Source organism: Arthrobacter globiformis (assembly GCF_003261175.1).
GTDB classification, from domain to species: Bacteria; Actinomycetota; Actinomycetes; order Actinomycetales; family Micrococcaceae; genus Arthrobacter; species Arthrobacter globiformis_A.
Genome location: NZ_QLNP01000089.1, coordinates 85,565 through 110,057, shown reverse-complemented (window position 1 = coordinate 110,057; position 24,493 = coordinate 85,565). Strand labels below are relative to the sequence as shown.

The following is a 24,493-nucleotide window of genomic DNA, read 5'->3' as shown; positions in this document are numbered from 1 at the left end:
TGCGACCCAGTTCGGGTGGAATACTCAGGCGGTGACGCCGAGCTTCTCCAGGATCAGCTCGCGCACGCGTCCGGCGTCTGCCTGGCCCCGGGTGGCCTTCATGACGCCGCCAACGATGGCGCCGATGGCCTGCACCTTGCCGCCGCGGATCTTCTCCGCGACGTCGGGCTGGGCGGCCAGGGCTGCGTCGATGGCTTCCAGGAGCGGGCCGTCGTCCGACACCACGGCGAGGCCGCGCTTCTCGACGACCTCGGCCGGGGTGCCTTCGCCGGCGAGCACGCCGTCCAGCACCGCGGAGGCCATCTTGTTGTTGATCTTGCCCGCTTCCACCATCTTGCTGAGTTCCACGATGGTGGCCGGTGTGACGCCCAGCTGGCCGGGGTCGACGTCGGCGTTCTTGGCGCGGCCCACGATCTCGCCCATCCACCACTTGCGGGCCACGGAAGCGGTGGCGCCGGCGATGATGGTTTCCTCGATCTCGTCCAGCACGCCGGCGTTGACGACGTCACGGAACTCCAGGTCCGAGTAGCCCCAGTCCTGCTTGAGCCGCTTGCGGCGCTCGGCCGGCGGCTCGGGCAGCGTTGCGCGGATCTCCTCCACCCATTCCCGGGAGGGAACCACGGGAACCAGGTCCGGCTCCGGGAAGTAGCGGTAGTCGTCGGCGTCGGACTTTGCCCGGCCCGACGTCGTCGTGCGCGTGTCCTCGTGCCAGTGGCGGGTTTCCTGGATCACCGGCTCGCCGGAGTCCAGGACGGCGGCGTGGCGCTGGATCTCGTAGCGGACGGCGTGTTCGACGGCGCGCAGCGAGTTCACGTTCTTCGTCTCGGAGCGGATGCCGAAGCGTTCGCGGCCGTGCGGGCGCAGCGAGACGTTGGCGTCGCAGCGGACGTTGCCGCGCTCCATCTTGGCGTCCGAGACGCCGAGGTTCTTCACGATTTCCCGCACGGCGGCAACGTACGCCTTGGCGAGCTCGGGCGCCCGGGAACCGGCTCCCTCGATCGGCTTGGTGACAATCTCCACGAGCGGAACGCCTGCACGGTTGTAGTCAACCAGCGAGTATTCGGCGCCCTGGATGCGTCCGGCCGAGCCGCCAAGGTGTGTCAGCTTCCCGGCGTCCTCCTCCATGTGTGCGCGTTCGATCTCGACGCGGAACACGGTACCGTCCTCGAGCTCGATGTCCAGGTAGCCGTCATACGCGATCGGCTCGTCGTACTGGGACGTCTGGAAGTTCTTGGGGGTGTCCGGGTAGAAGTAGTTCTTCCGGGCGAAGCGGCAGGACTCGGCGATCTTGCAGTTCAGCGCCAGGCCGATCTTGATGGAGGACTCCACCGCAGTCTTGTTCACCACCGGCAGGACGCCGGGCATGCCCAGGTCCACCTCGTTGACGTTGGTGTTGGGCTCGTCGCCGAACACGTTGGGCGCGGAGGAGAACATCTTGGTCTTCGTGTTGAGTTCAACGTGGACCTCGAACCCGAGAACGGGGTCGTACTTCTCCATGGCCTCTTCGAAGCTCAGGGTTGCGTCAGACATCAGTGTGAACCTCCGTGGCTCGAAGCAGCAGTTGAAGCGGCGAGTTCGGGGGCCTTGGCCAGCAGCGGACCGCCCCACTTCGCTTCCAGCAGGGACTCCAGGACCGCGCCAACGCGGTAGAGGCGGGCGTCCTCGCGGGCCGGCGCCAGCAACTGGATACCGACAGGCAGTCCGTCCTCGTCGGCCAGGCCGCCGGGCAAGGACAGGCCGGGGACGCCGGCCATGTTGGCGGGGATGGTGGCAACGTCGTTCAGGTACATCGCCAGCGGGTCATCCAGCTTCTCGCCCAGCTTGAACGCCGTGGTGGGCGCCGTGGGGGAAATCAGGACGTCGGCCTTGGCGAAGGCGGCCTCGAAGTCGCGCTGGATGAGCGTGCGCACCTTCTGGGCGGAGCCGTAGTAGGCGTCGTAGTAGCCGGCGGACAGCGCATACGTGCCCAGGATGATGCGGCGCTTGACCTCGTCGCCGAATCCGGCGGCGCGGGTGGCGCCCATGACCCGCTCGATGGTCAGCGGCGGCTCCTCGGGGAGCACCCGCAGGCCGTAACGGACGCCGTCGAACTTGGCCAGGTTGGAGGACGCCTCGGAGGGCATGATCAGGTAGTAGGCGCCCAGCGCGTACTGGAAGTTGGGGCAGGACACCTCAACGATCTCCGCACCCGCTTCCTTGAGCAGCTCCAGGGATTCGTTGAAGCGGTTCTCAACTCCGGCCTGGTAGCCCTCGCCGTGAAGCTCCTTGATGATGCCGATCTTCATGCCGTCCACGTTGCCGAGGCGCGCAGCGGCCACAAGGTCACCCAGCGGGTCCGGCAGGGAGGTGGAGTCGTGCGGGTCGTGGCCGCCAATGACCTGCTGCAGCAGCGCCGAGTCCAGGACGGTGCGGGAGACGGGGCCGATCTGGTCCAGCGAGGACGCCATGGCGATGGCGCCGTAGCGGGACACTCCGCCGTAGGTGGGCTTGACGCCTACGGTGCCGGTGACGGCGCCGGGCTGGCGGATGGATCCGCCGGTGTCCGTGCCGAGGGCCAGCGGTGCTTCAAAGGCTGCGACGGCGGCTGCCGACCCGCCGCCGGAACCGCCGGGGATGCGGTCCAGGTCCCACGGGTTGCGGGTGGGGCCGAAGGCCGAGTGCTCGGTGGAGGAGCCCATGGCGAACTCGTCCAGGTTGGTCTTGCCCAGGATCGGCATCTTGGCCGCACGCAGCTTCTTAACGACGGTCGCGTCGTACGGGCTGTGCCAGCCTTCGAGGATCTTGGAACCGGCCGTGGTGGGCTGGCCGATGGTGACGATGAGGTCCTTGACGGCGATCGGAACGCCGGCGAGTTCGTGCAGTTCCTCGGCGGCCTGCCCGCCGGCGGCGCGGATGGCGTCCACCTCGGCGGCGACGGCCAGTGCTTCCTCCGTGTTGACGTGCAGGAACGCGTTGACGCCGCGTTCCCCCCCGTCAACGGCGGCGATCCGGTCCAGGTGCGCCTGGGTAACCTCGACGGCGGTGACCTCGCGGGCGGCGAGCTTCGCGGCCAGCTGGGCTGCGGAAAGACGGATGAGTTCCGTGCTGTTGGTTTCAGTCATGTTCTAGTCCTCATCCAGGATTGCCGGGACCTTGAAGCGGTCTGCGTCTGAGTCCGGAGCGCCGGAGAGTGCCTGCTCGGCGGTGAAGGTGTGGCCCACCTCGTCCTCGCGGAACACGTTGCTCAGCGGAATCGGGTGCGAAGTTGCGGGAACACCGTCACCTGCGGCCTCACTCACGGATTTCACCGCGTCTACGATGACGGCAAGTTCGCCGGCCATCCTGTCCAGCTCTTCAGCACTCATCTCAATGTGCGCGAGCCGCGCTAGGTGCGCGACGTCGTCACGGTTGATCGCAGCCATGGATCTCCCTGCAAGTTCGGAATGGGTTTCCGGACTAGTCTACTGTCACGTTGCCCTGCCGCTTTCCGGCTATTCAACGCCAAATGGCAGTTCGCGGCGGTGTTTTGCACAAACACTGCCGCGAACTGCCATCTCGGCCTCCGGACCGGGCGGGAGGACGAGCCTTAGTGGATGCCGATTGCTCCGGTCAGGACTGCCACTGCCAGCATGACGAGGGCTACTACTGCGCTCCTCCAGAGGACCTTCTTGTGGTGGTCGCCCAGGTCTACCTTGGCCAGGGAGACCAGGAGGAGGATGGCGGGGACCAGCGGGCTCTGCATGTGGAACGGCTGGCCGGTGATGGAGGCACGGGCCATCTCGGCGCCGCTGATGCCGTAGTGGGCAGCGGTCTCGCTCAGGACGGGCAGCACGCCGAAGTAGAAGGCATCGTTGCTCATGAAGAACGTCATGGGGATGCTGAGGAGGCCCGTGATGACTGCCATGAACGGTCCCATGCTGGATGGGATGATCTGCACCAGCCACGCGGACATGGCTTCGACCATTCCGGTGCCCTTGAGCACGCCGGTGAGGACTGCGGCGGCCATGACCATGCTGACGACGGCGACGATGGACGGTGCGTGGGCCACGAGCTGGGCGCCCTGGTCCTTGACGTGCGGGAAGTTCACCAGCAAGGCGATAGCGGAGCCCACCATGAAGACGTAGGGCAGGGGCACGAGGTCGGCGATGAGCATACCCATGACGGCGACGGTGAGGGCCAGGTTGAACCACTGCAGCTTGGGGCGAAGGGTCTTGCGGTTGGGGTCCAGGGCGGTGTCCGCCATGGCGGTGTCGCTGTCGTCAACTGTGGCGTCCACCGAAGTGCCGATGCGTTCCAGGACTGCAACGGAGGAACCGCCGACGGCGGGGCCGCCCGTTGCGGGAACAGGTGCGGTACCGCGGCCCGAAACACCGTGGCCGGAACCGGTGCGGCCGCCGCCGGCGGGAGTACCGCCGTCGAACCCTTCAGCGGTTTCCGGCGTTCCCCAGAGCTCGGGCTGGGTGGCACGGAGGCGGTTGCGCTCCTGCAGGCCAAGCACCCAGGCGAAGACCAGGACGACGGCGAGGCCGGCGATCAGGGACGGGATCATGGGGACGAAGACATCGTTGACGTCGATCTTCAGGGCGCTGGCGGCGCGGGCGGTCGGGCCACCCCACGGCACGATGTTCATGGTGCCGTTGGCCAGGCCGGCCACACAGGTGAGGACCACAGGGCTCATCTTCAGGCGGAGGTAGATCGGCAGCATCGCTGCGGTGGTGAGGATGAACGTGGTGGATCCGTCGCCGTCGAGCGACACGGCAGCAGCCAGGAGCGCGGTGCCCAGGACCACCTTGGCGGGGTCATTGCCGAGCTTGCGCAGAATAAACCGGACCAACGGGTCGAACAGTCCGACGTCGATCATCAGGCCGAAGTAGATGATGGCGAACATCAGCAGCGCGGCGGTGGAGGTCATGGACTTCATCGAGTCCATGACCATGTCGCCGATGCCGAGGCCGGCGCCTGCGAAGAGACCGAAAACGGTGGGGACGATGATCAGCGCCAGCACTGGCGTCAACTTCTTCGTCATGATCAGCACCATGAAAACCGCGATCATGGCGAATCCAAGTAATACCAGCACAGCCGGCTCCTTTTAGTGAACAGCACCACCCCGGTGTGATGCGTACTACAGACGTTAGAGTGGCCGCGGTCACGGCAGTGCCTTTGGCTCAATTGATTGGCATACTGCTTATTGGGAGCATTTTGCTCATTCTGCTCAAACGGCCCCCGCTGCCGGCCCACACCGCCCTGCGGCCAGCCAGACCCATGAAGGAGTGCCATGATGAGCCCCGCCGGCAGGCTTCCGCTCAGGTTCTCCACCCAGACGTTGCTCCTGCAGCTGGGCGTGGTGCTCCTCGTCGTGCTCCTCAGCGGCGCGGTACATGCGTGGCTGACGTTTGAACGGCTGGGCCGCGAGGCTGAAAACCAGGCCCTGACCCTGGCCCGTACCGTGGCCTCGGACCCGTCGGTCCGCGCCAACGTGCAGGCCATCAGCCGGCAACCCGGCACTCCCCCGCCCGCGGAACTGAAGGCAGGGCCGCTCATGGCGGTGGCCGAGGGCGCCCGGGCCAGAACCGGAGCCCTGTTTGTGGTAATCACCGACGAAACGGGGCTGCGGCTAGCCCATCCCGACGCCGACCGGCTGGGCGAGCGCGTCAGTACGGACCCGTCCGAAGCGCTTGCCGGCCGCGAGGTGACCACCCGCAACACCGGCACGCTGGGCCCGTCGGCCGGGGCGAAGGTCCCCGTGTTCGCACCGGGTTCTGGGTCGGGTTCCGGTTCCGTGGTGGGCGAGGTGAGTGTCGGCTATTCCACCGAGTCCATCGGCCAGAGTCTGGCCCGGGACATCGTTCCGATCGTGCTGACAGCGACCGGCTCGCTGGCCGCCGGGGTCCTGGCCTCATTCCTGCTCCGGCGCCGGCTGCAGCGGCTCACGCTCGGCCTCGAACCGGAGGAAATCGGCGCGCTGGTGCACGACCAGGTGGCGGTCCTGGAGGGCGTCGACGAGGGGGTCGTGGGCATCTCCGCCGACGGCCGGATCAGCGTGTTCAACGCCGCGGCCCAGCGCCTCCTTGGCCAGCCCGACCTTTCCGGCCAGCCCTGGCCGGACGCCCCGGTGCCGGCCCGGCTCAAGGCCCTCACTCTGCCCGACGCCCGTGAGGGCGAGGCCATGGAACTGGTGGCCGGGGAGCAGGTCCTCGTGGCCAGCGCCCGGAAGGCGCTGCACCGCCGCGAAGACCTGGGCTGGGTGGTCATGCTCCGTGACCGCACCGAACTCCAGCACCTGACCCGGCAGCTCGACGCCGTGGGGACCATGTCCACCGCACTGCGGGCGCAGCGGCACGAGTTCGCCAACCAGCTGCACACTATTGCCGGGTTCATGAGCATCGGCCAGCACCAGCAGGCGCGCAATTACCTCGAAAGGCTCGCCGCCACAGGCCCGCTGAAGTTCCCCGTGAATCAGGCCGAACTGCTGCAGGACCCCTACTTGCAGGCCTTCATCGGGGCCAAGGGCGTCGAGGCTGATGAGCGGGGGGTATCGTTACGGATCGGGCCCGAAACCCTCGTGCGGGGCCAGGTGACGGAGCCGCAGGACGTCACCACGGTGCTCGGAAACCTGATCGACAACGCGGTCAACGCGGCCGTGGCCGGCACGGCCGCCGAGCGGTGGGTGGAGCTTGAACTGCTGGATGACGAGGGCGACGGCGGCGGCACCCTGCACGTCGTCGTCGCGGATTCCGGCGATGGGCTGCCGGACGACAGCAACCCCGAGGCGGTTTTCGCCGAGGGGTTCACGACGGCGGGCGGCAGTGTTCTCCAGGGACAGGGCCGTGCCGGCGGCCAGGGCCTGGGCCTGGCGTTGGCGCGCCAGTTGGCGCGGCGGCGTGGGGGCGACGTCACGGTCCTTGAACCCGGAAATGCCGGCGGACCCGGCGCCGTGTTCATGGCAACGCTGCCGGGCACCACCACGGCGCGCAAAGACTGATGGGCGCGCAAGGACGATGAATGCCGGACGGAAGGACGAGGATGTCTGAGGATTTCAGGGTGCTGATCGTGGATGACGACTTCCACGTCGCGAAGCTCCACGCCGCCTACGTGGATTCCGTGGCCGGGTTCCTGGCGCTGCCCCCGGCGGGTTCGGCATCGCTGGCCCTGCAGTCCATCCACAGTCTGCGCCCGGACCTGGTGCTGCTGGACGTTTACCTGCCGGACGCCTCGGGCCTTGACCTCCTGCATCAGCTGGACGTGGACACGATGATTCTCAGTGCGGCCTCGGACGCGGCGTCGCTGCGGACGGCGTTCCGTCGCGGCGCCCTCGGGTACCTGCTCAAGCCCTTTACGGCAGAATCCCTGTCGCAGCAACTGCGCTCCTATGCCCGGTATCGGCGGATCCTCGGCCAGCCCGGCTCCCTGGACCAGGACACCGTGGAGCGGGCGAAGCGGGCGCTCATTCCGGGAGACGTCGCGCCGTCGGCCAAGCCCAGATCCGCGACGGAGGCTGCGGTGCTCGAATCGCTGGCGCCCGGCGAGCAGTACTCGGCGGCCGACGTCGCCCGGCGGGTGGGCGTGTCCCGGGCCACCGCACAGCGGTACCTGTCGTCGCTCGCGGACGACGGCGCCGTCGAGATCCAGCTCCGCTACGGCACCACCGGCCGGCCCGAACACCGCTACGGCCTCCCGGCTTCCTAGCGCGCGGACCTACATCGGGAAAACAAAAGCGCGAACTGGCAGGTAGCGCCCGCAAAACCGGGATTTAGGGGTATCTGCTGCCAGTTCGCGCTCAGGCGGGGAAGTTCTAGCTGGCGCTCTTCTGCGCGACGAGCTCGATCTCCACGAGCATTTCCGGGTCCAGGAACGGCAGCACGTGGACCAGCGACAGGGTGGGGCGGATCTCGCCGAAAACCTCGCCGTGCGCACGGCCGGCGTCCTCCCACTTGCTGATGTCCGTCAGGTACAGCTTGGACTGCACGACGTCGGCGAGCGCGAATCCGGCGTCGGCCAGGACGGTCTCCAGCTTCTGCAGGATGAACTGGGTCTGCTCGTAGAAGTCGTTGCCGACGATGCCGTTCTCACCGCTGGCAGAGGTGGCCGAAATGTAGAGCGTGTTGTCCACCTGGACCGCGCGGGAGTAGCCGAGCTTCTGTTCCCAGACCGAGCCGGTGCCGAACGTCTTGCGCATGCTGCTGCGCCTTTCACTAGGGGTTTTAAGTCGGCTCCACTCTAGGCGGGCTGGACGTCCAGCCTGAAAACCAGCAGCTTTATGTCGGTGCCGGGCACATACCAGTCGCGCTCGGGCACCCGGCGGAAGACTGTCTTCCGGTACAGCCCATGGGCGCTTTCCCAGTCCCCGCCGGTGGTCAGTGCCACGGCACGGATCCCGTCCAGCGATCTGGCGTGCGCAATGATAGCTTCGACCATGGCCAGGCCGGCGCCGCTTCGCTGCACGGCCGGGTCCACCACCAGCATGCGGAACTCAAGCTCGTCGTCCAGCGCGATGTCGGCGTACTTCTCACCGGCCAGCGCCAGGGTCACCGAACCAACGATCGTGCCTGCGCGCTCCGCCACCCAGATGGTGGCCCGGTCTGCGCGGGTGGCGACGTCCTGGATCTGCTTCATGTAGGGGTGGTCCGCGGTCTCGAAGTAGCCCGCCGCCAGATAGGCGTCCCGGGTAATGCGGGCGATGGCCGCAAAGTCGGCGGGGACGGCGGGACGGACGGTGATCTGCGGCTGCACCCGTCAATGGTAGTGCCGGGAGACCGATGCACCCGGCGAAACAACTGATTCCGTGACTGATCTATCAGGTCCGGGCTGACAGCGACGGGGTGCCCACTGCTTTGTTTTCCCTCTGGACCGGCGCGGTTGGCGGGACGATAATTCCTGCACCGCAAACTCCGTGGCAAGGAAGGGATGAGCCCATGAACGAGGAAGGGGCTCCGCGGCTGACCGTCGTGCAGCCCGGACAGGGCAGGGAAGCGCAACTTGGCGGCATCGGCGTCGTGTTCAAGCTCCTTGGCGAGGACACCAACCACCAACTGTCCATCGTGGAGCACCCGTTCCCGGTCGGCGCGCTGGTACCGCCGCATATCCATACCCGCGAAGACGAGTACTCGATCGTCCTTGAGGGCGAAATAGGGTTCCGGTCCGGTGACCGCGAGGCGGTCCTGGGTGCAGGCGGGTACATCACGAAGCCACGGAATGAACTTCACGCCATGTGGAACGCGGGAAAGGTGCCCGCCCGCATGATTGAGGTGATCAGCCCCGCCGGATTTGAGCACTTCTTCTGGGGCCTTGCCAACCACATCGAAGCCGGAATGCCGGACCCCGAGACCGTCGAGAAACTCGCGGCCCACTTCGGCCTCCGCTTCGCCGAAGCGCCGTGGCTGCCGGACATCTATGCGCGCTACAACCTGACACCGCCGCAAGTGTGAGCCACCCGGGCCGCGTTCGGCCCGGGCAGTAGCCCGCGCGGCGCTGCGGGCGACCTACAGCGGGAACTTGCCGGACATCTCGAGCGTGCCCGCGCATGTCCAGGCGGACAGCCGTTCCTCGGCGGAGGGCCCTCCTTCAAGCGGGCTGGTGAGCCGCGGGCGTCGCACCCAGCAGCCGGCCTCCTCTGCCACCAGGGCGCCGGCGGCGAAGTCGTGCTCGTTCAGGCCCCGCTCACCGAAGGCATCGACTGTTCCGTCGGCGACCATGCAGAGATCCAGTGCGGCCGAGCCGAGCCGCCGGACATCGGCGAAGCCATCCACGAAGCTGCCGAGCGCCGCGAACTGCTCCGCGCGCACCTCGGGGTCATAGCTGAAGCCGGTGGACAGGATCTGGCCGGCGCGGCCGGGAACCGGACCAGTGAGTTGGACCCGCTGCCCGCCCTGTTCCAGCCAGGCACCCTGGCCCCTGGATGCGTAATACACGCGCCCCAGCGCGGGGGCATGCACGACGCCGGCCAGCCAGACGCCGTCGGAGTCGGCAACGGCCACTGAGGTGGCGTAGTAGACGATGTTGCGGATGAAGTTTGTGGTGCCGTCGAGGGGATCGATGGACCACCGCAGCCCGGTCGGCTGCTCGGGCCGTGTTGTCCCGTGCTCCTCGCCGGTGATCACGTCGTCCGGCCGCGCCCTGCGGATGGCGGTGCGCACGGCTTCCTCGGCGGCCACATCGAAGGCGGTGACCCAGTCGCCGGCTTCGCCCTTGTTGGTCACCGTCCCCGAGTCCAGGGCGCCGTTGCTCCGCTCGCCAAGCACCCCGGCACCGGCAGCCGCGGCGGCCCTGGCCACGGAGAGGAGCCCGGTCACGTCCAACGGGCTTGCGGTATCCGGCGTCATTCGGAATCCTCCCCGTCGGCCAGGGCAGGGGTTGCCCCAGGATCTTCGGCTTCAGCAACAGTGCCATCCGCGTCAGCCCTGGCGGGCCCGTTGGCCAGCAGTTCCCGGAATCCGTCCTCGTCCAGGATGGGCACACCCAACTGCTCGGCCTTGTCCCGCTTGGTGCCGGCGTTGTCGCCGGCCACCAGATAGCTGGTCTTCTTCGACACCGACCCTGCCGCCTTGCCGCCGCGGACCAGGATGGCCTCTTTGGCCTCGTCGCGGCTGAAGCCTTCCAGGGTCCCGGTGACCACAACGGACAGTCCCTCCAGCGTGCGCGGAGTGGACTCGTCCCGTTCGTCCTTCATCCGGACCCCGGCTGCCGCCCAGCGGTCGATGATCTCGACATGCCAGTCCTCGGCGAACCATTCCTTGAGTGCGGCTGCGATGGTGGGGCCGACGCCGTCCACACTCGCGAGCTCCTCCTCGGAGGCCTGCCTGATGGCGTCCATGGTGCCGAAGTGGTTGGCCAGGGCACGTGACGCCCGGGGGCCGACATGCCGGATGGAGAGCGCCACGAGGACGCGCCACAGCGGCTGGGTCTTGGCCTTTTCGAGTTCGTTGAAGAGCTTCCCGGTGGTGGCTGTCGGCTTCGAGGGCGTCTTGGCCGTGCCTTTGCTGTAGAAGTAGGGCACCAGCTCGAACTCGCCGGTGGGAACTCCCTTGGACCGCTTCTCGCGCCGGATCTTCACCGGTTCGAGGTCCTCCGGCGTCAGGTCAAAAAGGGCCGCCTCGCTGACCAGCGGCGGGACCTCTGGTTCCGTCGGCTGGGTCAGCGCGACGGCGGCCTCCCAGCCGAGGGCTTCGATGTCGAATGCTCCCCGGCTGGCAACGTGGAACACGCGCTCACGCAGCTGCGACGGGCAAGACTTGGCGTTGGGGCAGCGGATGTCCACGTCGCCTTCCTTCCCGGGTGCCAGCGGCGTGCCGCAGGACGGGCATTCCGTGGGCATGACGAAGTCACGCACGGGCGGGTCCTGCTGGTCCCGGAGCGCCAGCACTGGACCGACAATCTCCGGGATGACGTCGCCGGCTTTCCGGAGCACCACGATGTCGCCGATCTTGACGCCCTTGGCTTTGACCACGTCCTGGTTGTGCAGGGTCGCCATTCCCACGGTGGAGCCCGCCACCTTGACCGGTTCCATGATCCCGAACGGCGTTACGCGTCCGGTGCGCCCGACGTTCACGGCGATATCCAGGAGCTTTGTGTGCACTTCCTCGGGCGGGTACTTGTAGGCGACCGCCCAGCGCGGAACCCGTGTGGTGTAGCCCAGGGCACGCTGGGTGGCGAAGTCATCGATCTTCACCACGATGCCGTCGATCTCGTGGAGCAGGCTGTGCCGCTTGTCCCCGTAATTCCCGATGAACTTCAGCACCTCGGCCGGGCTGCCGAGAACCTCGAAGTACGGACTCACCGGCAGTCCCCACTCCGCCAGGAGCCGGTAGGTCTCCGACTGGCTGGCGGCCCGGAGGCCCTCGCGGGCGCCGATGCCGTGGACGAACATCTGGAGCGGGCGCTTGGCGGTTTCTGCCGGGTCTTTCTGGCGAAGCGAACCGGCAGCGGCATTCCGCGGGTTGGCCAGCGGCGCCTTGCCCGCTTCAATCAGCGCCTCGTTGAATTCGGCGAACGCCTTGGACGGGATGAACACCTCGCCGCGGATTTCCATTTCGGCGGGAAAACCGCTGCCACTGAGCTGCTGCGGGATCTCCTTGATGGTGAGCACATTGTGCGTGATGTCCTCGCCGGTGGTGCCGTCGCCGCGGGTGGCCGCCCGGACCAGCTTGCCGTCCCGGTAGAGCAGGTTCACGGCGAGGCCGTCGATTTTTAGCTCGGTTAGCCAGGCGGCCCCCGGATTCCCGGACTTGGCGACCCCGGCCTCCGCCTTCGCGATCCAGGCCTGGAGTTCATCGAGGGAGAACACGTCCTCGAGGCTGTACATGCGCTGGAGGTGTTCGACGGCGGCAAACGCCGCAGACACTTCCCCGCCAACCTCCTGGGTGGGCGAATCATTGGAAACGAGCTCCGGATGCAGCGCCTCGAGTTCCTCCAGCCGGCGAAAGAGAGTATCGAACTCAGCATCGGAAACGAGCGGCTCGTCCTCCTGGTAGTACGCGAACCGGTACTTCCGGACGAGGTCCGCCAGGTTCTCGTACTCATCCCTTACCGACGCAGAGGGAAAGCCTTCCGGCTCAAGCTGGTCAGTTGCGGTGGCTGCGCTGTCTGTGCTGGATACCTGCTCTGTGCTGGATACCTGCTCTGTGCTGGATACCTGCTCTGTGCTGGATACCTGCTCTGTTCTGGATACCTGCTCTGTGGGGCCTGATGGTGTGCTCACAGACCTATCTTGCCCTACAGCCCGGACATTTTGCCGAGGCGGCAGACCTCCCGTGCCGGGGAGGCCGGGTGCCGGTCAACCGCCGCCGGCGAACGCCCCTACCAGTGACCGGGGCGGTTCCGGCTCCACAGCGCGAAGGCCAGTCCGCCCAGACCCACCAGGAGGACGCCGCCCATAACGGCAAACAGGCCGAAGATGCCGAGGCCGGACCCCTTGTCCGCGACTACGACGGCGGCGGCCTCGCTGGCGGCGGGGCTGGCGACCGGTTTGGTCCAGCTGGACTCGGCAGAAGACACGGACGACGACGGGTCCGGGCTGGCGGAGGCGGTGGTCACCGGCGGTGTTGCAGCGGGGACCGCGACCACAACACCGGCATTCGCCGCCGGGACGACCGCGGGAGCGGGGACCTGTCGGACCGGTGCAGGAGCCATCCGCGCCACAGGCGCCGCGGACCGAACCGGCGCCGCAGGCGCCGCCGGTCGCACCGGCTGTGCGGGTGCCGGCGCAGGTGCAGGTGCCGGCGCTTTCTGGGCCAGCGGCGGCGCGGGCGCGGGTGCGGGTGCGGGTGCGGGTGCGACGGGAGTCGCCGTCGTCGTCGGGGCCGGGGAACCGGACGACGGCGGAGTTACAGGCGCGGGCGACCCCGGGCACTGTCCCTCCGGCACACAGGCTGCCTGGGCAGCCCCGGCGGCTCCGGTCATTACCGTGAAAGCCAGCATGGCAGCGGCAGTTCCGGGCACCAGCGCGCCGCGCAGAAGAGGAAGACGGATCATGGAGTAACCTTTGCAGCCGCGCGGGACCCTCCCGCGCCGAGTTTTGTCCCGGGTATCTTCCTACAGTCCCCCGCGGCGCACCAAATTAACTAATACTCAACTACTGCCGGTTCTCCGGCGGCAGCGCGATCTGGAGCTTGCGCACCTTGCCCCTCCCGACGATGTAGCCGCGGCCCGGAATGAAGCCGGCGCCGACGCGTCCGAGTGACGTATTGAGGAGGCTGTCGCCGTCTATGTCGCCCGGGTTGATGAGCAGCCCCCTCCGGCCCGACTTGAACGGCTGCGCGAGCGACCAGGCCGAGGACCAGGTGGATGTTTCGGATTCCCCCACGACCCACTGGTCAGCCTTGATGGACGCCGCGACGAGCCTTTCGATGCCGGATTCGGCCAGGGTGCCCGTGAACTCCGTGAGCCCCTCGATGAAGATGGCCACCTTGCCCGGGTTGGCCGAGGCGTGGTCCGTGAGCGCTTCCACCGCCTCCTCGACGTCGTCGGCCCCGACCAGCGAGCGGTCCCACACCGGCAGGGACGCCACGGCGGACTTCCTGGCGGCAAGGTAGACCAGTTCGGTGCCGGGGTTGGACCGGCGCAGCGCGTAGGCCATGGTCACCAGGGCCACGGTCCGGCCGGCGCCGGGCGGGCCGGCGAGCAGCAGCGGGCCCTTGGCCATGAGCGTGGCGGGCTGCAGCGTTTCGTCGTCCACGCCGATCACCGGAAGGTCCGGCAGCCCGGCAGGCAGGATGTCCAGGTCGATCTGCTCGGGCAGCCGTTCAATCCGCGGAGCCCGTTCCAGGCCCTGGCGGAGCATGGCTTCGCTGAGTTTGTGGACTTCGCGCGCCTGCAGGGCCAGGTTGGAGTTGCCGCCCAGGACAGCCAGCTGCACCTCGTGGCCGCCAAGCAGCCCGCGCCCGGGAGGCGAGGCCTTGCCCAGGACGTCCTTAGGCACGTCCATGGTGAGGTAGTCGTCCTCGGCGGACAGCCGGAGTACCAGCCTCCGCTGGATGGAGGCAAGCAACGACGTCGGGACGGAGTTGGGCCGGTCACCGGTAACAACGAGGTGGATGCCCAGGGGACGGCCGTCGGTGGCCAACTGCAGGAAGAGGTCCCAGAGGCCGGAGAGCTTGCTGTACTCATAGGCCTCGCGGAAGGCCGACATGCCGTCGACCAGCACGAAGATGCGCTTTTCATCCGGCAGGCCGGCAAGCTTGCGGTACTCCCCGATGGTGGAGGCCCGGACCTCGGCGAAACGGGTTGCCCGGTCCTCGGCGAGGTCGCTGAGCCAGCGCAGCAGCCTGCCCACGCGTTCCACGTCGTCGCCGTTGATGATCCCGCCCACGTGCGGCAATTCTTCGAGCATTTTGAGCCCGGCAGAGCCGCAATCGATTCCGTAGACGTGGACAGGGCCGCCGCGGGGCGTGACGGCAGCGGCGATGGCGATGCCCCGCAGGGCCGCAGACTTCCCCGAGCCGCCCGTGCCGTAGATGGCCATGTTGCCGTCTTTGTCCGGTTCGTAGAAGACGGTGGGCTGGTCCTGGCGGGCGGGGTCGTCGGCCACGCCCAGCAGGAGCCGTTCATCGGTGCGTGGGTTCGGCAGCAGGGAGAAGTCGTAGGTGGTGGCCAGTTCGTTCAGCCACGGCTTTCGCGGCGGCTCGATGGCCAGCAGGTCCGCCGCGGCGATGACGTTGGCGGTCATCCTGGCGATGTCGTTGGGCCCGGCCGGTTCGTCCTGCACTGCAGAGTCGGCGGCCGGGGATTCCCAGGCAGGACCTGACCCGAAGGCCATTTCCACGATGTCGATCTGCGGACGCTGCGGGCGTTCGGTGGTCCAGCCGCCGGCGTAGCCGGTCTGGAATCCCTGGATGCGGCCCGGACCGGTTTTCGCCGCTCCGCGGCCCGGGATGGAGGGGTCGAAGTACGCGGCGTCCGGCACGCCCAGGATGTCCGTGGCGTCGTCCTCGTCGGCCATCCGCAGCGCCACCCGGAGGTTGGTGTTGGCGCGCAGGCTTTCCTTGATGACGCCGGCGGGGCGCTGGGTGGCGAGGATCAGGTGCAGCCCGAGGGACCGGCCGCGGGCGGCGACGTCGACGACGCCGTCCACGAACTCGGGCACCTCGGTGGCCAGGGCAGCGAATTCGTCCACCACGATTACCAGGTAGGGCGGGGCCTCGGGATCCGCCTCGCGCTGGAGCGAGAGCAGGTCCTTGGCCTTTTTCCTGTTGAGCAGGTGTTCCCGGTAGTGGAGCTCAGCCCTCAGGGATGTCAGGGCGCGGCGTACGAGGTGCGGCGAGAGGTCGGTGACCAGGCCCACGGTGTGCGGCAGGTGGACGCAATCAGCAAATGCAGCGCCGCCCTTGTAATCCACAAACAGGAAGCTGACGCGGTCCGGGCTGTACGCGGTAGCCATGCCCATCACCCACGACTGCAGGAACTCGGACTTGCCGGCGCCGGTGGTGCCGCCCACCAGCGCGTGCGGCCCCTCGTTCTTGAGGTCCAGGTAGAGAGGTTCCACCCCCTTGGAACCCACCAGGGCACGCAGCGAGCCGTTGTCCTTGCGGTTGGCGACGGCGGTGGAGCGGACGGAGTTGTTTTCCTGCCAGCGTTCCACCACGGCCAGCGGATTTTCCAGGAAGTCCTTGCCGATAAGCGTCGCGTAAGAGACCGCGCGCGGCAGGTTCGAGTCGTCCTCCAACGGTTTACCGGCGTCGACCACGGGCGAGAGCATGCGGGCCAGCTGGCCTGCCAGTTCAGCGTCGAGGCTTTCACAGCTCACGGGGTAGGTGTGGCGTCCCAGCCGGACCTGGCCGGTGGTGTTGCCGTGCTCGCCGTCCACCGCGAGGAAGTCACGGCAGGCGGCCGGAAGGGATTCGACGCCGGCGGCCACCCACAGGACGTGGACACCGGTATCTGGTCCGCGCTCCACGAGCCGGGTCAGCCGGCCGCGGTCCACCGGCGCGTCGTCCTCGACGATTACCAGCACCGCTGGGAGCACCGGCGCCGGAACATCCGCGGTTTCATCGGGGATGCCCGGCCGGTGCGCGGGACCCTGCGCTGGGCCGTGCGAACGCATCGCAGTTTCCCGCAGTTCCACGAGATCCTCGAGCCTGGACAGCAGGCTGGTGCCGCCTGCCGAGCCGGCAGCGAGGTGGTCGCCGCTGACGGGGCTGTGGCTCGAGCCGACGTGCGGCAGCCACTGCAGCCAGTTCCAGCGTTCCCGGGACCGTGCCGAGGTGATGGCGGCAACAGCTACTTCCGCCGGGGAATGCAGGCCCACGAGCTGGAGCACCACTCCCCGCGCCACGTCATCGACGAGACCGCGCGGCCCGGCGAGGCCGAACGAGCCGGCGGTCCGCAGCTGTGATACCACCGGCACGCCCTCGATCTGCCGGAACTGATCCAGGCAGCCCTCAATTTCGCGCCGGTACTCTGTCTCCGTTTCCGAGGAATTCGGCTCCTCGAACGGAATCCTGGACGGCACTGTGCCGAGCCCGAACCGGAGCGCCAGGAACCCGGAGTGCTCCGGCCGGTGGGTCCAGAGCAGCGGACCCAGTTTGTAGATGGAGTCGACGGTGTCACTGACGGACGGCGCCTCCTGGAGCCGAACGGCCCGTTCAACGCGCTGCAACTCGATGGTGTCCTGCCGGAAGGCGGCCATGGCCGACCGGAACTGCTTCAGCTGTTCCTTGCGCTCGCGCTGGCTTCGCAGCTTCTGGTCCACGTAGTGGCCCACAATGAACAGCGGCATCATCAGCATGAACAGTACTGACATCATGCTCTGGGTCACCGTGAACAGCACCGCGCCCATCATCAGCGGGGCGATCAGCATGATGTAGGGGAAGGGGTGGTGCTCCTGCCGCTTGGGTCCTGCCGGGGGCACGCGCTTGGCCGGTGCGAACCGGGGAACCACCCGCGGGGAGCGGTTGAAGTCCACCAGGGGCGACGTCGGAACTGCCGCACCGCTCCGCGCCAGCGGCACCACGGTGAGCTCCGTGTCTCCCAGCGTGACGGTGTCCGAGGAGTTCAACGTGGCACGGGTGACCGGCAGACCGTCCATCTGGAGGCCGTTGGCTGAATTCGTGTCCACGATTTCGATGCTCTCCCCCACGGTGATGCGAGCGTGCCGCTTCGACGTCAGAGGGTCGGTGAGCCGGACGTCCACGTCCCGGTCCCGTCCGATGTAGCTGGTGCCGGAGGGCAGGGAAAACTCCCGTCCGACGTCGGGCCCGGAGACCACGCGCAGCGTCGCCGCGGCGGGGCCGCGGTCTGCCGCCGCGCCGGCGTCGTTCGGGTTCCCGAACTGGTCGCTGACCTGGGTGAGCGAAACGACGGACCCGGGCCGCAGTCCCGACTCAAGGAGGTTGTCCGCCCGGTCCAGGACGATGCCGCGCATGCCGCCGGCAACGAATGCCTCGTCAATCCGGAGGGAGAGGTTCGACGGAGCAGGCTGCTGCCGCCGCGCGGGGTCCGCCGTCCACAGCTCGGCGGCGATGTCCGCGACGGTGGCGCGGCCGTCCACGGTAACTGCCAGGTCCTTGGCCTCGGCGGGATCCCGCCGCAGTGTCAGTCGGATTCTCATGCTTCGCTCTCCCCGCGCATCTTTTCCAGCAGGTGCAGGTCGCTGGCTGTGACCAGGTGAGAGGTGACAGCGTGCTCAACGAGGCGTGCCCGGCGGTTGGTGGCCAGCTTGCCGCCGCCTCCCCGGAGGCCTGCCACTCCGGCACGGTCGAGTTTGTCGCACACGTTGTCGAGCTTCCGGTTGAACCGGGTGAGGGCCCAGCCCAGGGTCCGGGCCGCCTCCGCCGAGGAGGGAATGGCGGTAAATCCGGTGCCGTCGCGCCGGAGCATGGGTTCGGCAAGCGCCACGATCAGGGCTTTCTGCGAGTCCGTAAAGACCACCGGGCCGATGGTGGTGTCACCGCCGCTGGTTTCGCTGCTGGCCTCCTGCCGGAACGACGGCGTCTTCAGGTGGACGGCGAATTCGTAGGTGGTGGGTCCGGCCGTGAAGATGATGCTGGTGTGGCTGAAGACTAGCGGCAGCCGTGCGCCGGGCGAGAGCCAGGCCTGCATGCCGCCGGATCCGTCGGCCACCGTGGCGGAGAGCCGGCTGCCCACGTTGCTGAGCCACCAGATGCCGTCATACCTGGCGATCTGCAGGAAGCGTCGGTGCAGGTACGGGTTGTCGTCCACTTCCAGGTCGCCCTCGCGGCCGATGCTGAAGATGTCCTCATCGGCCGGCTCATACCACTCGCCGCAGAAGTCTATGGCCAGGTCTCCCATGTTTCCCTGTCTTGTCGTCTGTCTTGTTGTTGGTGCTGTTTGATGCTGGGCAGCTGTTGGCGTCTTACGCGTCTTGCTGCTGCCGGGTGTTATGGCTGCCCGTTGGTAGGGCTGGCCGGGCTACAGGCAGGCGATGGAATCCTCGCCGGCCGGTGATGCGGTTCCGTCGCTGCGGACCAGGATGACCTGGACGCAGGTGGGTTCCGCCGGGTTCGCGGTGACGTCCACCCGGGTTGCCGACGTCGACAGATAGCTTCCGCCGCCTTTGACCGTTTTGATCCGCCATTTGTACATGTCCCCCGGCTTCGGCTGCGGGTTGGTCCAGGTGAAGCGGACCTTTCCCTGGGCGCCTGCGCTGCCGGCCAGCTTGGCGACGTCGGGCACGGACCCGTCGTCGACGGCGTCGGCGGGCGGCTTGCTGACCGTTTCGGTCGGCCGGGCCTGCGGCTGCGGCGCAGCCGACGCCACCACAATCCCCACGATGACCGCCAGCACCAGGAGCGTTCCGCCGGAGATGGCGAGCCACAGGTTCCGCTTCGCGTGATCTACTGGCTGGTCCCCCGCCTGGCCGGATGCATCATCCTCCGCAGCCTTGGGCCGGTTGCTGCGCAGGACCGTCGCGCCTGCCCAGTCGTCCGCCGGCGTAACTACCGGAGCAGGCTCCCGGGCCGGCGCGGTACCCGCCGTCGAAAAGGTGGCCTGGGGCGCCACGCGGGCCGGCGCCGGCGCTGGCGCAGTGGTGCCAGGGCCCCGCCCCGGCGCCGTGCCCGCGGGAGCAACCCCGCCGTCCAGCGGCTTGGTGCGGGCCGGGAACGTCGGGGCGCTTCCGGTCCGGTCCGGGTCGATGGAGGCGACGTTGCGGACGCGCGTCTCCTCGACGCCGTCCTCCAGGTCCACGTCCTCCTGGCGTTCCTCGAGCACCTCGAACGGTGTAACGGACAGGTTGAGCTCGGCCTGGATCCGCTGCAGCGCAAGGGCGAAAGCGTGAGCCGACGAATAGCGTGAGGCCGGCGACTTGGCCATTGCCGTGGCCAGGGCCAGTTCAAGGGACTCCGGCACGTCGGCGCGGCCCAGCCGCGGAACGGGCATGCTGGTGATGCGCGAAATAAGCTCGCGCTGGGAGTTGTCGGCCCCCGGCAGCACGAAGGGTGACCGTCCGGCGAGCAGTGTGTACAGCGTGGCGCCGAGGGCCCACACGTCCACCATCACGCCGTCGACGTTGCCGTCGCGGAACTGTTCGGGCGGGGACCACGGGATGGACATCCCCGCGTCCTCATCAACATCGCCGGCCAGCGTGCCGGAGATGCCGAAGTCGGTGAGTGCCGGGCGGTTGTAGTCCGTGACCAGGATGTTGGCGGGCTTGATGTCCCGGTGGGCAATGCCGGCCCGGTGCGCCGTCTCGACGGCGGACGCCACCTGGATACCCACGGCCAGGACCTCATCGACGCTGAACCGCTGCCGGCGGTACCGGACGTCCAGGCTGGGCCGTGAGCAGTACTCCATGGCGAGGTACGAATGCCCGTCCCCGGTCACCTCGGCCTCGAAAATGGTGACGATGAAGGGGTGCGAGGACAGCTGGGCCATCAGGTTGGCCTCGGACTCAAACCGGCGCCGGGCGCCCTCCGTCTTGAGGCCGGACAGCAGTACTTTAACCGCCACCTTGCGGCGCGGCCGGTCCTGCTCGTAGAGGTAGACGTCAGAGAAGCCGCCGGAGCCGAGCAGGCTCACATAGCTGAAACCGGGGATGCGGGGCGGTGGGGCCGCCGGCCGCTTGGAACTCACAGGATCTCCTCAAAGCGCAAGGAAACGTCATCGCCGAGTTCTGCGATGTCGCCGTCCAGGATAATGGCCATCTCATTCTGGGCGAGGCGCCGCGGCGGCTGCCCCTCGCGGACCAGCACGGTGCCGTTGGTAGCTTTCAGGTCGCACAGCATGACGTGCCAACCCTCCAGCCGGACCTCCACGTGCGACCTCGAAATGTCGCCGCCGGGGCTCGCCACCTGGACCAGCCGGGGCATGGTGCCGCCCTGGACCCGCGAGACGGAGGGCTGCCGCCCGATCACAATCGACTCGTCCAGCTCGATCAGCTCTCCCGTGGACAGCCGCAGCCGGCCCAGCCTGGGGCGCGGCACCTGGACAGCCACGTCCGGCAACTGCCTCCCGCAGGTGAAGCATTGGCTGCTGGTGGGAGGGTTTGCATGGCCGCCGGGGCACACCCTGGCGAGCACTAGCGGGCCGTTGCCAGCCACCCCGCTCTGTCCGGGTTCTGCGCCCTGGCCGCCTTCCTGTCCGTGTCCTGCCTGCTGCGCTCCGGAGGTGGGGAGCTCGCTCTTGAGGATGGTCTGACCGTCGTGGTCCCCTTCCGCCGCCTCGGTGGAGCCGGGCATGGAGATGAACGACGGCGGGACCTGGGGGCCGGCGAACGACGGCGGGACGCGGGGGCCGGCGAACGACCGGACATCCGGTGCTGAGAACGACGCCGCGACCTCCGGTCCCGGGGCACGATCGCCTCCGGTCGCCCACGGCACCGAGTCGATCAGTCCTGCCTGCGAAGGGGCCGACGGGGGCGCCGGGGCTGGCGCCTCCCGAGCCCCCGTTTCTACGTCTGCTGTTTCCAGGCCCGCGGTCTCCGGAACTGCCATGTCCGGAACTGCCGCCTCCCCAGTGGCCGGAGTGCCGCCGTCGTCCTCCTCATCGGTCCGCACGGCGGCGTCCTCGATGCTGCGCACCACGGTCTTGTCCCAAAGATGGTCGTACGAACTGGTGAATTCGGTGGCTGAAGCGGTGAGTTCGGCGGCGGGCTCGTGTCCATCCGGCTGGGCCGGCGCCTCGATTGCAGGCACGGCAGCCTCCGGTTCCTCCGGTTCCTCTGCCTCGACGGATGCGTCCTCGGTGAGGCCCACCATGGTCTCAGCCGACACCTCCGAGTAGGCGGCCCCAGCCTCCGGGGCGGCGGAAAGCTCGGCGGCAGTATGCGTGCCGGCAGGCAGCACACCTGCTGGCTCGGCCGCAGCCGGCAGGGCACCAACTGATCCGGCGCCGGCCGGCAGGGCACCGATGGATCCGGCAACACTGATCCGCAGTGACTGCAAGAGGACGGCCCCTTCCACCACGGGCAGCTCTGACAGCAGGGATGCCGCCCCGGCAGGCGCCGCAACACTGAACCACTCGGGGGCGTCCAGCCAGCGCTCGGTCCAGGTGGTGACGTTCCGGCCGTCCAGATTCACGGGACCCGACGGAAGCTGGACCGTCAGGTCGATGTCGCCGCGCAGGAACACCCGCAGCGAATCGCTGAAGGCGATGATCCCGAACCACGGGCTGGCGGACAGCGGTGCACCGAAACCTCCCGTCACGGCATGCAAAACCGCGGCTGCGTCCGGACAGGTCTCCAGCAAATCCCACACCGTGCTGACCAGCGGGGCCGGAGTGGCGGGGTCGAGGATCACCGCAGTTCCCGAGCGGATGAGGCCTAGCCATCCGCCGGGCACATAGCTAGCTGCGGCCATTGACAGCATCCTCGCTTCCGGCACGCGGCAGCGTGTCCTCCTCTTCCGCGTCGGCGGCAGTCCGGGGTGCGGTCGTGGCCACACCAGCATCATTGAGCACGTTCCTGGCATCGACGACGATCACCGTGATGTTGTCCCGGCCTCCGCGCCGCAATGCTGCCTGGATCAGGGCGTCCACCGCCTCCTGCGGGTCCTCGACAGCGCTGAGGACGTCCAGAATCTGTCCGTCCGTCAGTTCCCCGTTGAGCCCGTCCGAGCACACCATCACCCGGTCGCCTTCCTCTATGGGCAGGAGCCAGTAGTCGGCCTCGGTCTCGTCGCCCGCACCGAGCGCGCGCGTCACCACGTGGCGGCGGGGATGCACCGCGGCCTCCTCGGCCGTGATCTCGCCGCTCTCGACGAGCTCCTGGACCTCGGAGTGGTCCACGCTGACTTGGCTGAGCCGGCCCTGGCTCAGCCGGTACGTCCGGGAATCCCCGATGTTCATGACCAGCCAGTAGGGAACACCCATCTGTTCCACCACCACCACGCCGCTGAGCGTGGTTCCGGCGCGCGAGCCGGTGGCGGAACGGATCGATTCGTCGGCGCTGGCAAGGTACTGCTGCACCACTCCCGCGGTGGCTGTCCGCTCCCCCGTTGCCAGTTGTGGCAGCTGTGCCAGTGCCCGCACGCACATGCCGCTGGCCACCTCGCCGGCTTCATGGCCGCCCATGCCGTCCGCGACGGCGAACACAGGATCCGAGGCAATGTAGGAGTCCTCATTGAGCTCGCGGCGAAGGCCACGGTCCGTGCCGTGGCCATAGCTCAGCTTGAGGCCGGGCTCGTTGCCGGTCCCTGGGGTTCCGGCCGCCTGCTGTGAATTCATGCCTGTCCTACGTTGAAGGTGCGGTCCCCGAAGTGAACTGTGGTTCCGGGGCTGACAAATGCGGGTACGCCGGGCTGTAGCGCCGTGCGCATGCCGTCGGCTGTGGTGATGGCGCTGCCGTTGGTCGAGTGGCGGTCGGTTATCCAGACGCCGGCGCCGTCCGTGAGCAGGTGGAGGTGGGTCTTGGAAATGGTTCTGCCGGGGTCCGGGACGGGCAGCAGCTGGGCCTGGGATTCTCCAGCAGCGGGGGCAGGGTTCCGGCCGATCAGGACGCTCCGCTCCAGGCGGAAGTCGCGGCCGTCGTCGAGCCTTATCCTCAGCACCGCCTCGGGGGCGTCATGCCGTGCCCCGGCACGCACCTGGGTGCGGTCCATGGCGTCATCCGGGTGAACAGCGTCGACCGGACGGTCGGTGGCGTCCAGGGCTGCAGGCGGTGCCGGCTCAGCGGTGGTGTTGGAAGCAACCGGGGTGCGGGAGGCTAGCGGGGTGCGGGAGGCAATCGGGGAGGCCACCTGCTGCACCGGGGGCAGGTCCAGCGGCGCGAAACTGTACGGGCCTTCGATGCCGCCGGTGGCCACGGGGTTGCGGCCACGAACGACGTCGAACGCGAGGGTTTTGGCGGCGCGGTCATGCCATCCGCGGAGCCTGCCGTTGCGGTCCCAGGCGCTGGAGAGCACCACCAGCACAGCCCAGGCAGTCCCAAGGAGCAGCAACGGCCCCAGGATGAGCAGGGCGGCGTCGAACAACCTCAAAACAACCAGCAATACTGCAGCAAGGACGGCCAGCAGGATGCCGGCTCCGGTCACGACGCCCCGCAGGAACACAGCACCGAACCCTGGGGCGTACCCGTCCTTGTCGGCACTGCGGATGCCCATGAGCTGGTTGCCGATGGTGTTGCCGGAGCGGCCCTCGACACTTGCCACGGCGAAGGCGTAGACCAGCACCAGTCCGGCGCCGATTCCGGACAGGATGGCCAGCAGGCTGGTGTCGTAGATGATGAGCCCGGCGCTCCGCGTGCTGGTGATGCCAGCGAACCCGAAGGACATCAGAACGGTCAGGATGGCCACCGGGGCAAGCCAATCGAGGACGGCAGCGCCGAGACGCTTGCCCGGCGCCGCTGGAACCAGCGTGAGCGTGCCTGACATATCCGTTCCTTCCCCCAGCCCTACCGGGATGCTACCGGGAATCGGAGCCGCTTGCCTCCCGCCCAGGCCGGGCGGAACTCCCGGACTGCGCGTGGCTCCCCGGTCGAGCCGGGGTCCCCGGTTAGGCAGTGGCGTCCCGCACGCGCCGCAAAAGCTTGCCCCGCTGCGGACGCCCTGCCCGCAGCGGGGGCAGGGCCCGGCTCCCCCGGCAGCCGCAGACCCTCCCGCAGCTTCAGCTCCCCCGCCGGTCACAGGCG

Annotated in this window: 18 protein-coding genes; 3 read left to right on the top strand and 15 right to left on the bottom strand. The window is 68.2% G+C overall.

What is annotated here, in order from left to right; genetic code table 11:
* Positions 1-24: 24 nt before the first annotated feature.
* The 4 genes from gatB to DBZ45_RS14365 all read right to left on the bottom strand — a co-directional run bounded on the left by gatB (position 25) and on the right by DBZ45_RS14365 (position 5,056).
* Positions 25-1,530 (bottom strand): Asp-tRNA(Asn)/Glu-tRNA(Gln) amidotransferase subunit GatB, encoded by a 1,506-nt coding sequence (gene gatB, locus DBZ45_RS14380; protein WP_440130520.1) that lies wholly within the window; start codon positions 1,528-1,530, stop codon positions 25-27.
* A complete protein-coding gene (gene gatA, locus DBZ45_RS14375) occupies positions 1,530-3,101 on the bottom strand; it encodes an Asp-tRNA(Asn)/Glu-tRNA(Gln) amidotransferase subunit GatA (protein ID WP_111904559.1) in 1,572 nt (523 codons plus the stop codon). Before gatA ends, gatB begins: the two co-directional genes overlap by 1 nt.
* A gap of 3 nt (positions 3,102-3,104) precedes the next feature.
* The gene (gatC, locus tag DBZ45_RS14370) at positions 3,105-3,401 is read right to left on the bottom strand and encodes an Asp-tRNA(Asn)/Glu-tRNA(Gln) amidotransferase subunit GatC (protein WP_003802035.1); all 297 of its coding nucleotides are present in this window, start codon (positions 3,399-3,401) and stop codon (positions 3,105-3,107) included.
* Positions 3,402-3,565: 164 nt separating this feature from the next.
* Entirely contained in the window at positions 3,566-5,056 is a 1,491-nt protein-coding gene (locus DBZ45_RS14365; protein WP_111904558.1) for a CitMHS family transporter, read from the bottom strand.
* A 198-nt stretch (positions 5,057-5,254) separates the two neighbouring features.
* On the opposite strand from DBZ45_RS14365, the gene DBZ45_RS14360 reads away from it, so the two are divergent.
* Both DBZ45_RS14360 and DBZ45_RS14355 read left to right on the top strand, forming a co-directional pair.
* Positions 5,255-6,961 (top strand): sensor histidine kinase, encoded by a 1,707-nt coding sequence (locus DBZ45_RS14360; RefSeq protein WP_111904557.1) that lies wholly within the window; start codon positions 5,255-5,257, stop codon positions 6,959-6,961.
* Between the two features lie 41 nt (positions 6,962-7,002).
* Positions 7,003-7,665, top strand: a complete 663-nt coding sequence (locus tag DBZ45_RS14355) for a response regulator (protein ID WP_111904556.1) — start codon at positions 7,003-7,005, stop codon at positions 7,663-7,665.
* 106 nt (positions 7,666-7,771) lie between these two features.
* Here DBZ45_RS14355 and DBZ45_RS14350 read toward each other — a convergent pair whose 3' ends face one another.
* Both DBZ45_RS14350 and DBZ45_RS14345 read right to left on the bottom strand, forming a co-directional pair.
* Positions 7,772-8,155: a RidA family protein gene (locus DBZ45_RS14350; RefSeq protein WP_111904555.1), complete on the bottom strand. Its 384-nt coding sequence runs from the start codon at positions 8,153-8,155 to the stop codon at positions 7,772-7,774.
* 41 nt (positions 8,156-8,196) lie between these two features.
* A complete protein-coding gene (locus DBZ45_RS14345; RefSeq protein ID WP_111904554.1) occupies positions 8,197-8,709 on the bottom strand; it encodes a GNAT family N-acetyltransferase in 513 nt (170 codons plus the stop codon).
* A 182-nt stretch (positions 8,710-8,891) separates the two neighbouring features.
* Here DBZ45_RS14345 and DBZ45_RS14340 point away from each other — a divergent pair, with 182 nt between their 5' ends.
* Entirely contained in the window at positions 8,892-9,404 is a 513-nt protein-coding gene (locus DBZ45_RS14340) for a cupin domain-containing protein (protein ID WP_111904553.1), read from the top strand.
* 54 nt (positions 9,405-9,458) lie between these two features.
* On the opposite strand, the gene DBZ45_RS14335 is transcribed toward DBZ45_RS14340, so the two are convergent.
* The 9 genes from DBZ45_RS14335 to DBZ45_RS14295 form a co-directional block, all read right to left on the bottom strand.
* The gene (locus DBZ45_RS14335; protein WP_111904552.1) at positions 9,459-10,298 is read right to left on the bottom strand and encodes an inositol monophosphatase family protein; all 840 of its coding nucleotides are present in this window, start codon (positions 10,296-10,298) and stop codon (positions 9,459-9,461) included.
* Positions 10,295-12,673, bottom strand: coding sequence for an NAD-dependent DNA ligase LigA (ligA, locus tag DBZ45_RS14330; protein ID WP_111904551.1), 2,379 nt, complete (start codon positions 12,671-12,673; stop codon positions 10,295-10,297). The genes DBZ45_RS14335 and ligA overlap by 4 nt, the downstream gene beginning before the upstream one ends.
* Positions 12,674-12,771: 98 nt before the next feature.
* Positions 12,772-13,446, bottom strand: coding sequence for a hypothetical protein (locus tag DBZ45_RS14325; RefSeq protein ID WP_111904550.1), 675 nt, complete (start codon positions 13,444-13,446; stop codon positions 12,772-12,774).
* A gap of 100 nt (positions 13,447-13,546) precedes the next feature.
* Positions 13,547-18,019 (bottom strand): FtsK/SpoIIIE domain-containing protein, encoded by a 4,473-nt coding sequence (locus tag DBZ45_RS14320; RefSeq protein ID WP_111904549.1) that lies wholly within the window; start codon positions 18,017-18,019, stop codon positions 13,547-13,549.
* Positions 18,016-18,720, bottom strand: coding sequence for a hypothetical protein (locus tag DBZ45_RS14315; RefSeq protein WP_111904548.1), 705 nt, complete (start codon positions 18,718-18,720; stop codon positions 18,016-18,018). Before DBZ45_RS14315 ends, DBZ45_RS14320 begins: the two co-directional genes overlap by 4 nt.
* 120 nt (positions 18,721-18,840) lie before the next feature.
* Entirely contained in the window at positions 18,841-20,502 is a 1,662-nt protein-coding gene (locus DBZ45_RS14310; RefSeq protein WP_111904547.1) for a serine/threonine-protein kinase, read from the bottom strand.
* Positions 20,499-22,226, bottom strand: a complete 1,728-nt coding sequence (locus DBZ45_RS14305) for a hypothetical protein (protein WP_111904546.1) — start codon at positions 22,224-22,226, stop codon at positions 20,499-20,501. Before DBZ45_RS14305 ends, DBZ45_RS14310 begins: the two co-directional genes overlap by 4 nt.
* Positions 22,213-23,091 carry a PP2C family protein-serine/threonine phosphatase gene (locus tag DBZ45_RS14300; RefSeq protein ID WP_111904545.1) on the bottom strand — a complete coding sequence of 293 codons (879 nt, stop codon included), beginning with the start codon at positions 23,089-23,091 and terminating at the stop codon, positions 22,213-22,215. The genes DBZ45_RS14305 and DBZ45_RS14300 overlap by 14 nt, the downstream gene beginning before the upstream one ends.
* Positions 23,088-24,488 carry an RDD family protein gene (locus DBZ45_RS14295; protein WP_369073524.1) on the bottom strand — a complete coding sequence of 467 codons (1,401 nt, stop codon included), beginning with the start codon at positions 24,486-24,488 and terminating at the stop codon, positions 23,088-23,090. Before DBZ45_RS14295 ends, DBZ45_RS14300 begins: the two co-directional genes overlap by 4 nt.
* Positions 24,489-24,493 lie beyond the last annotated feature (5 nt).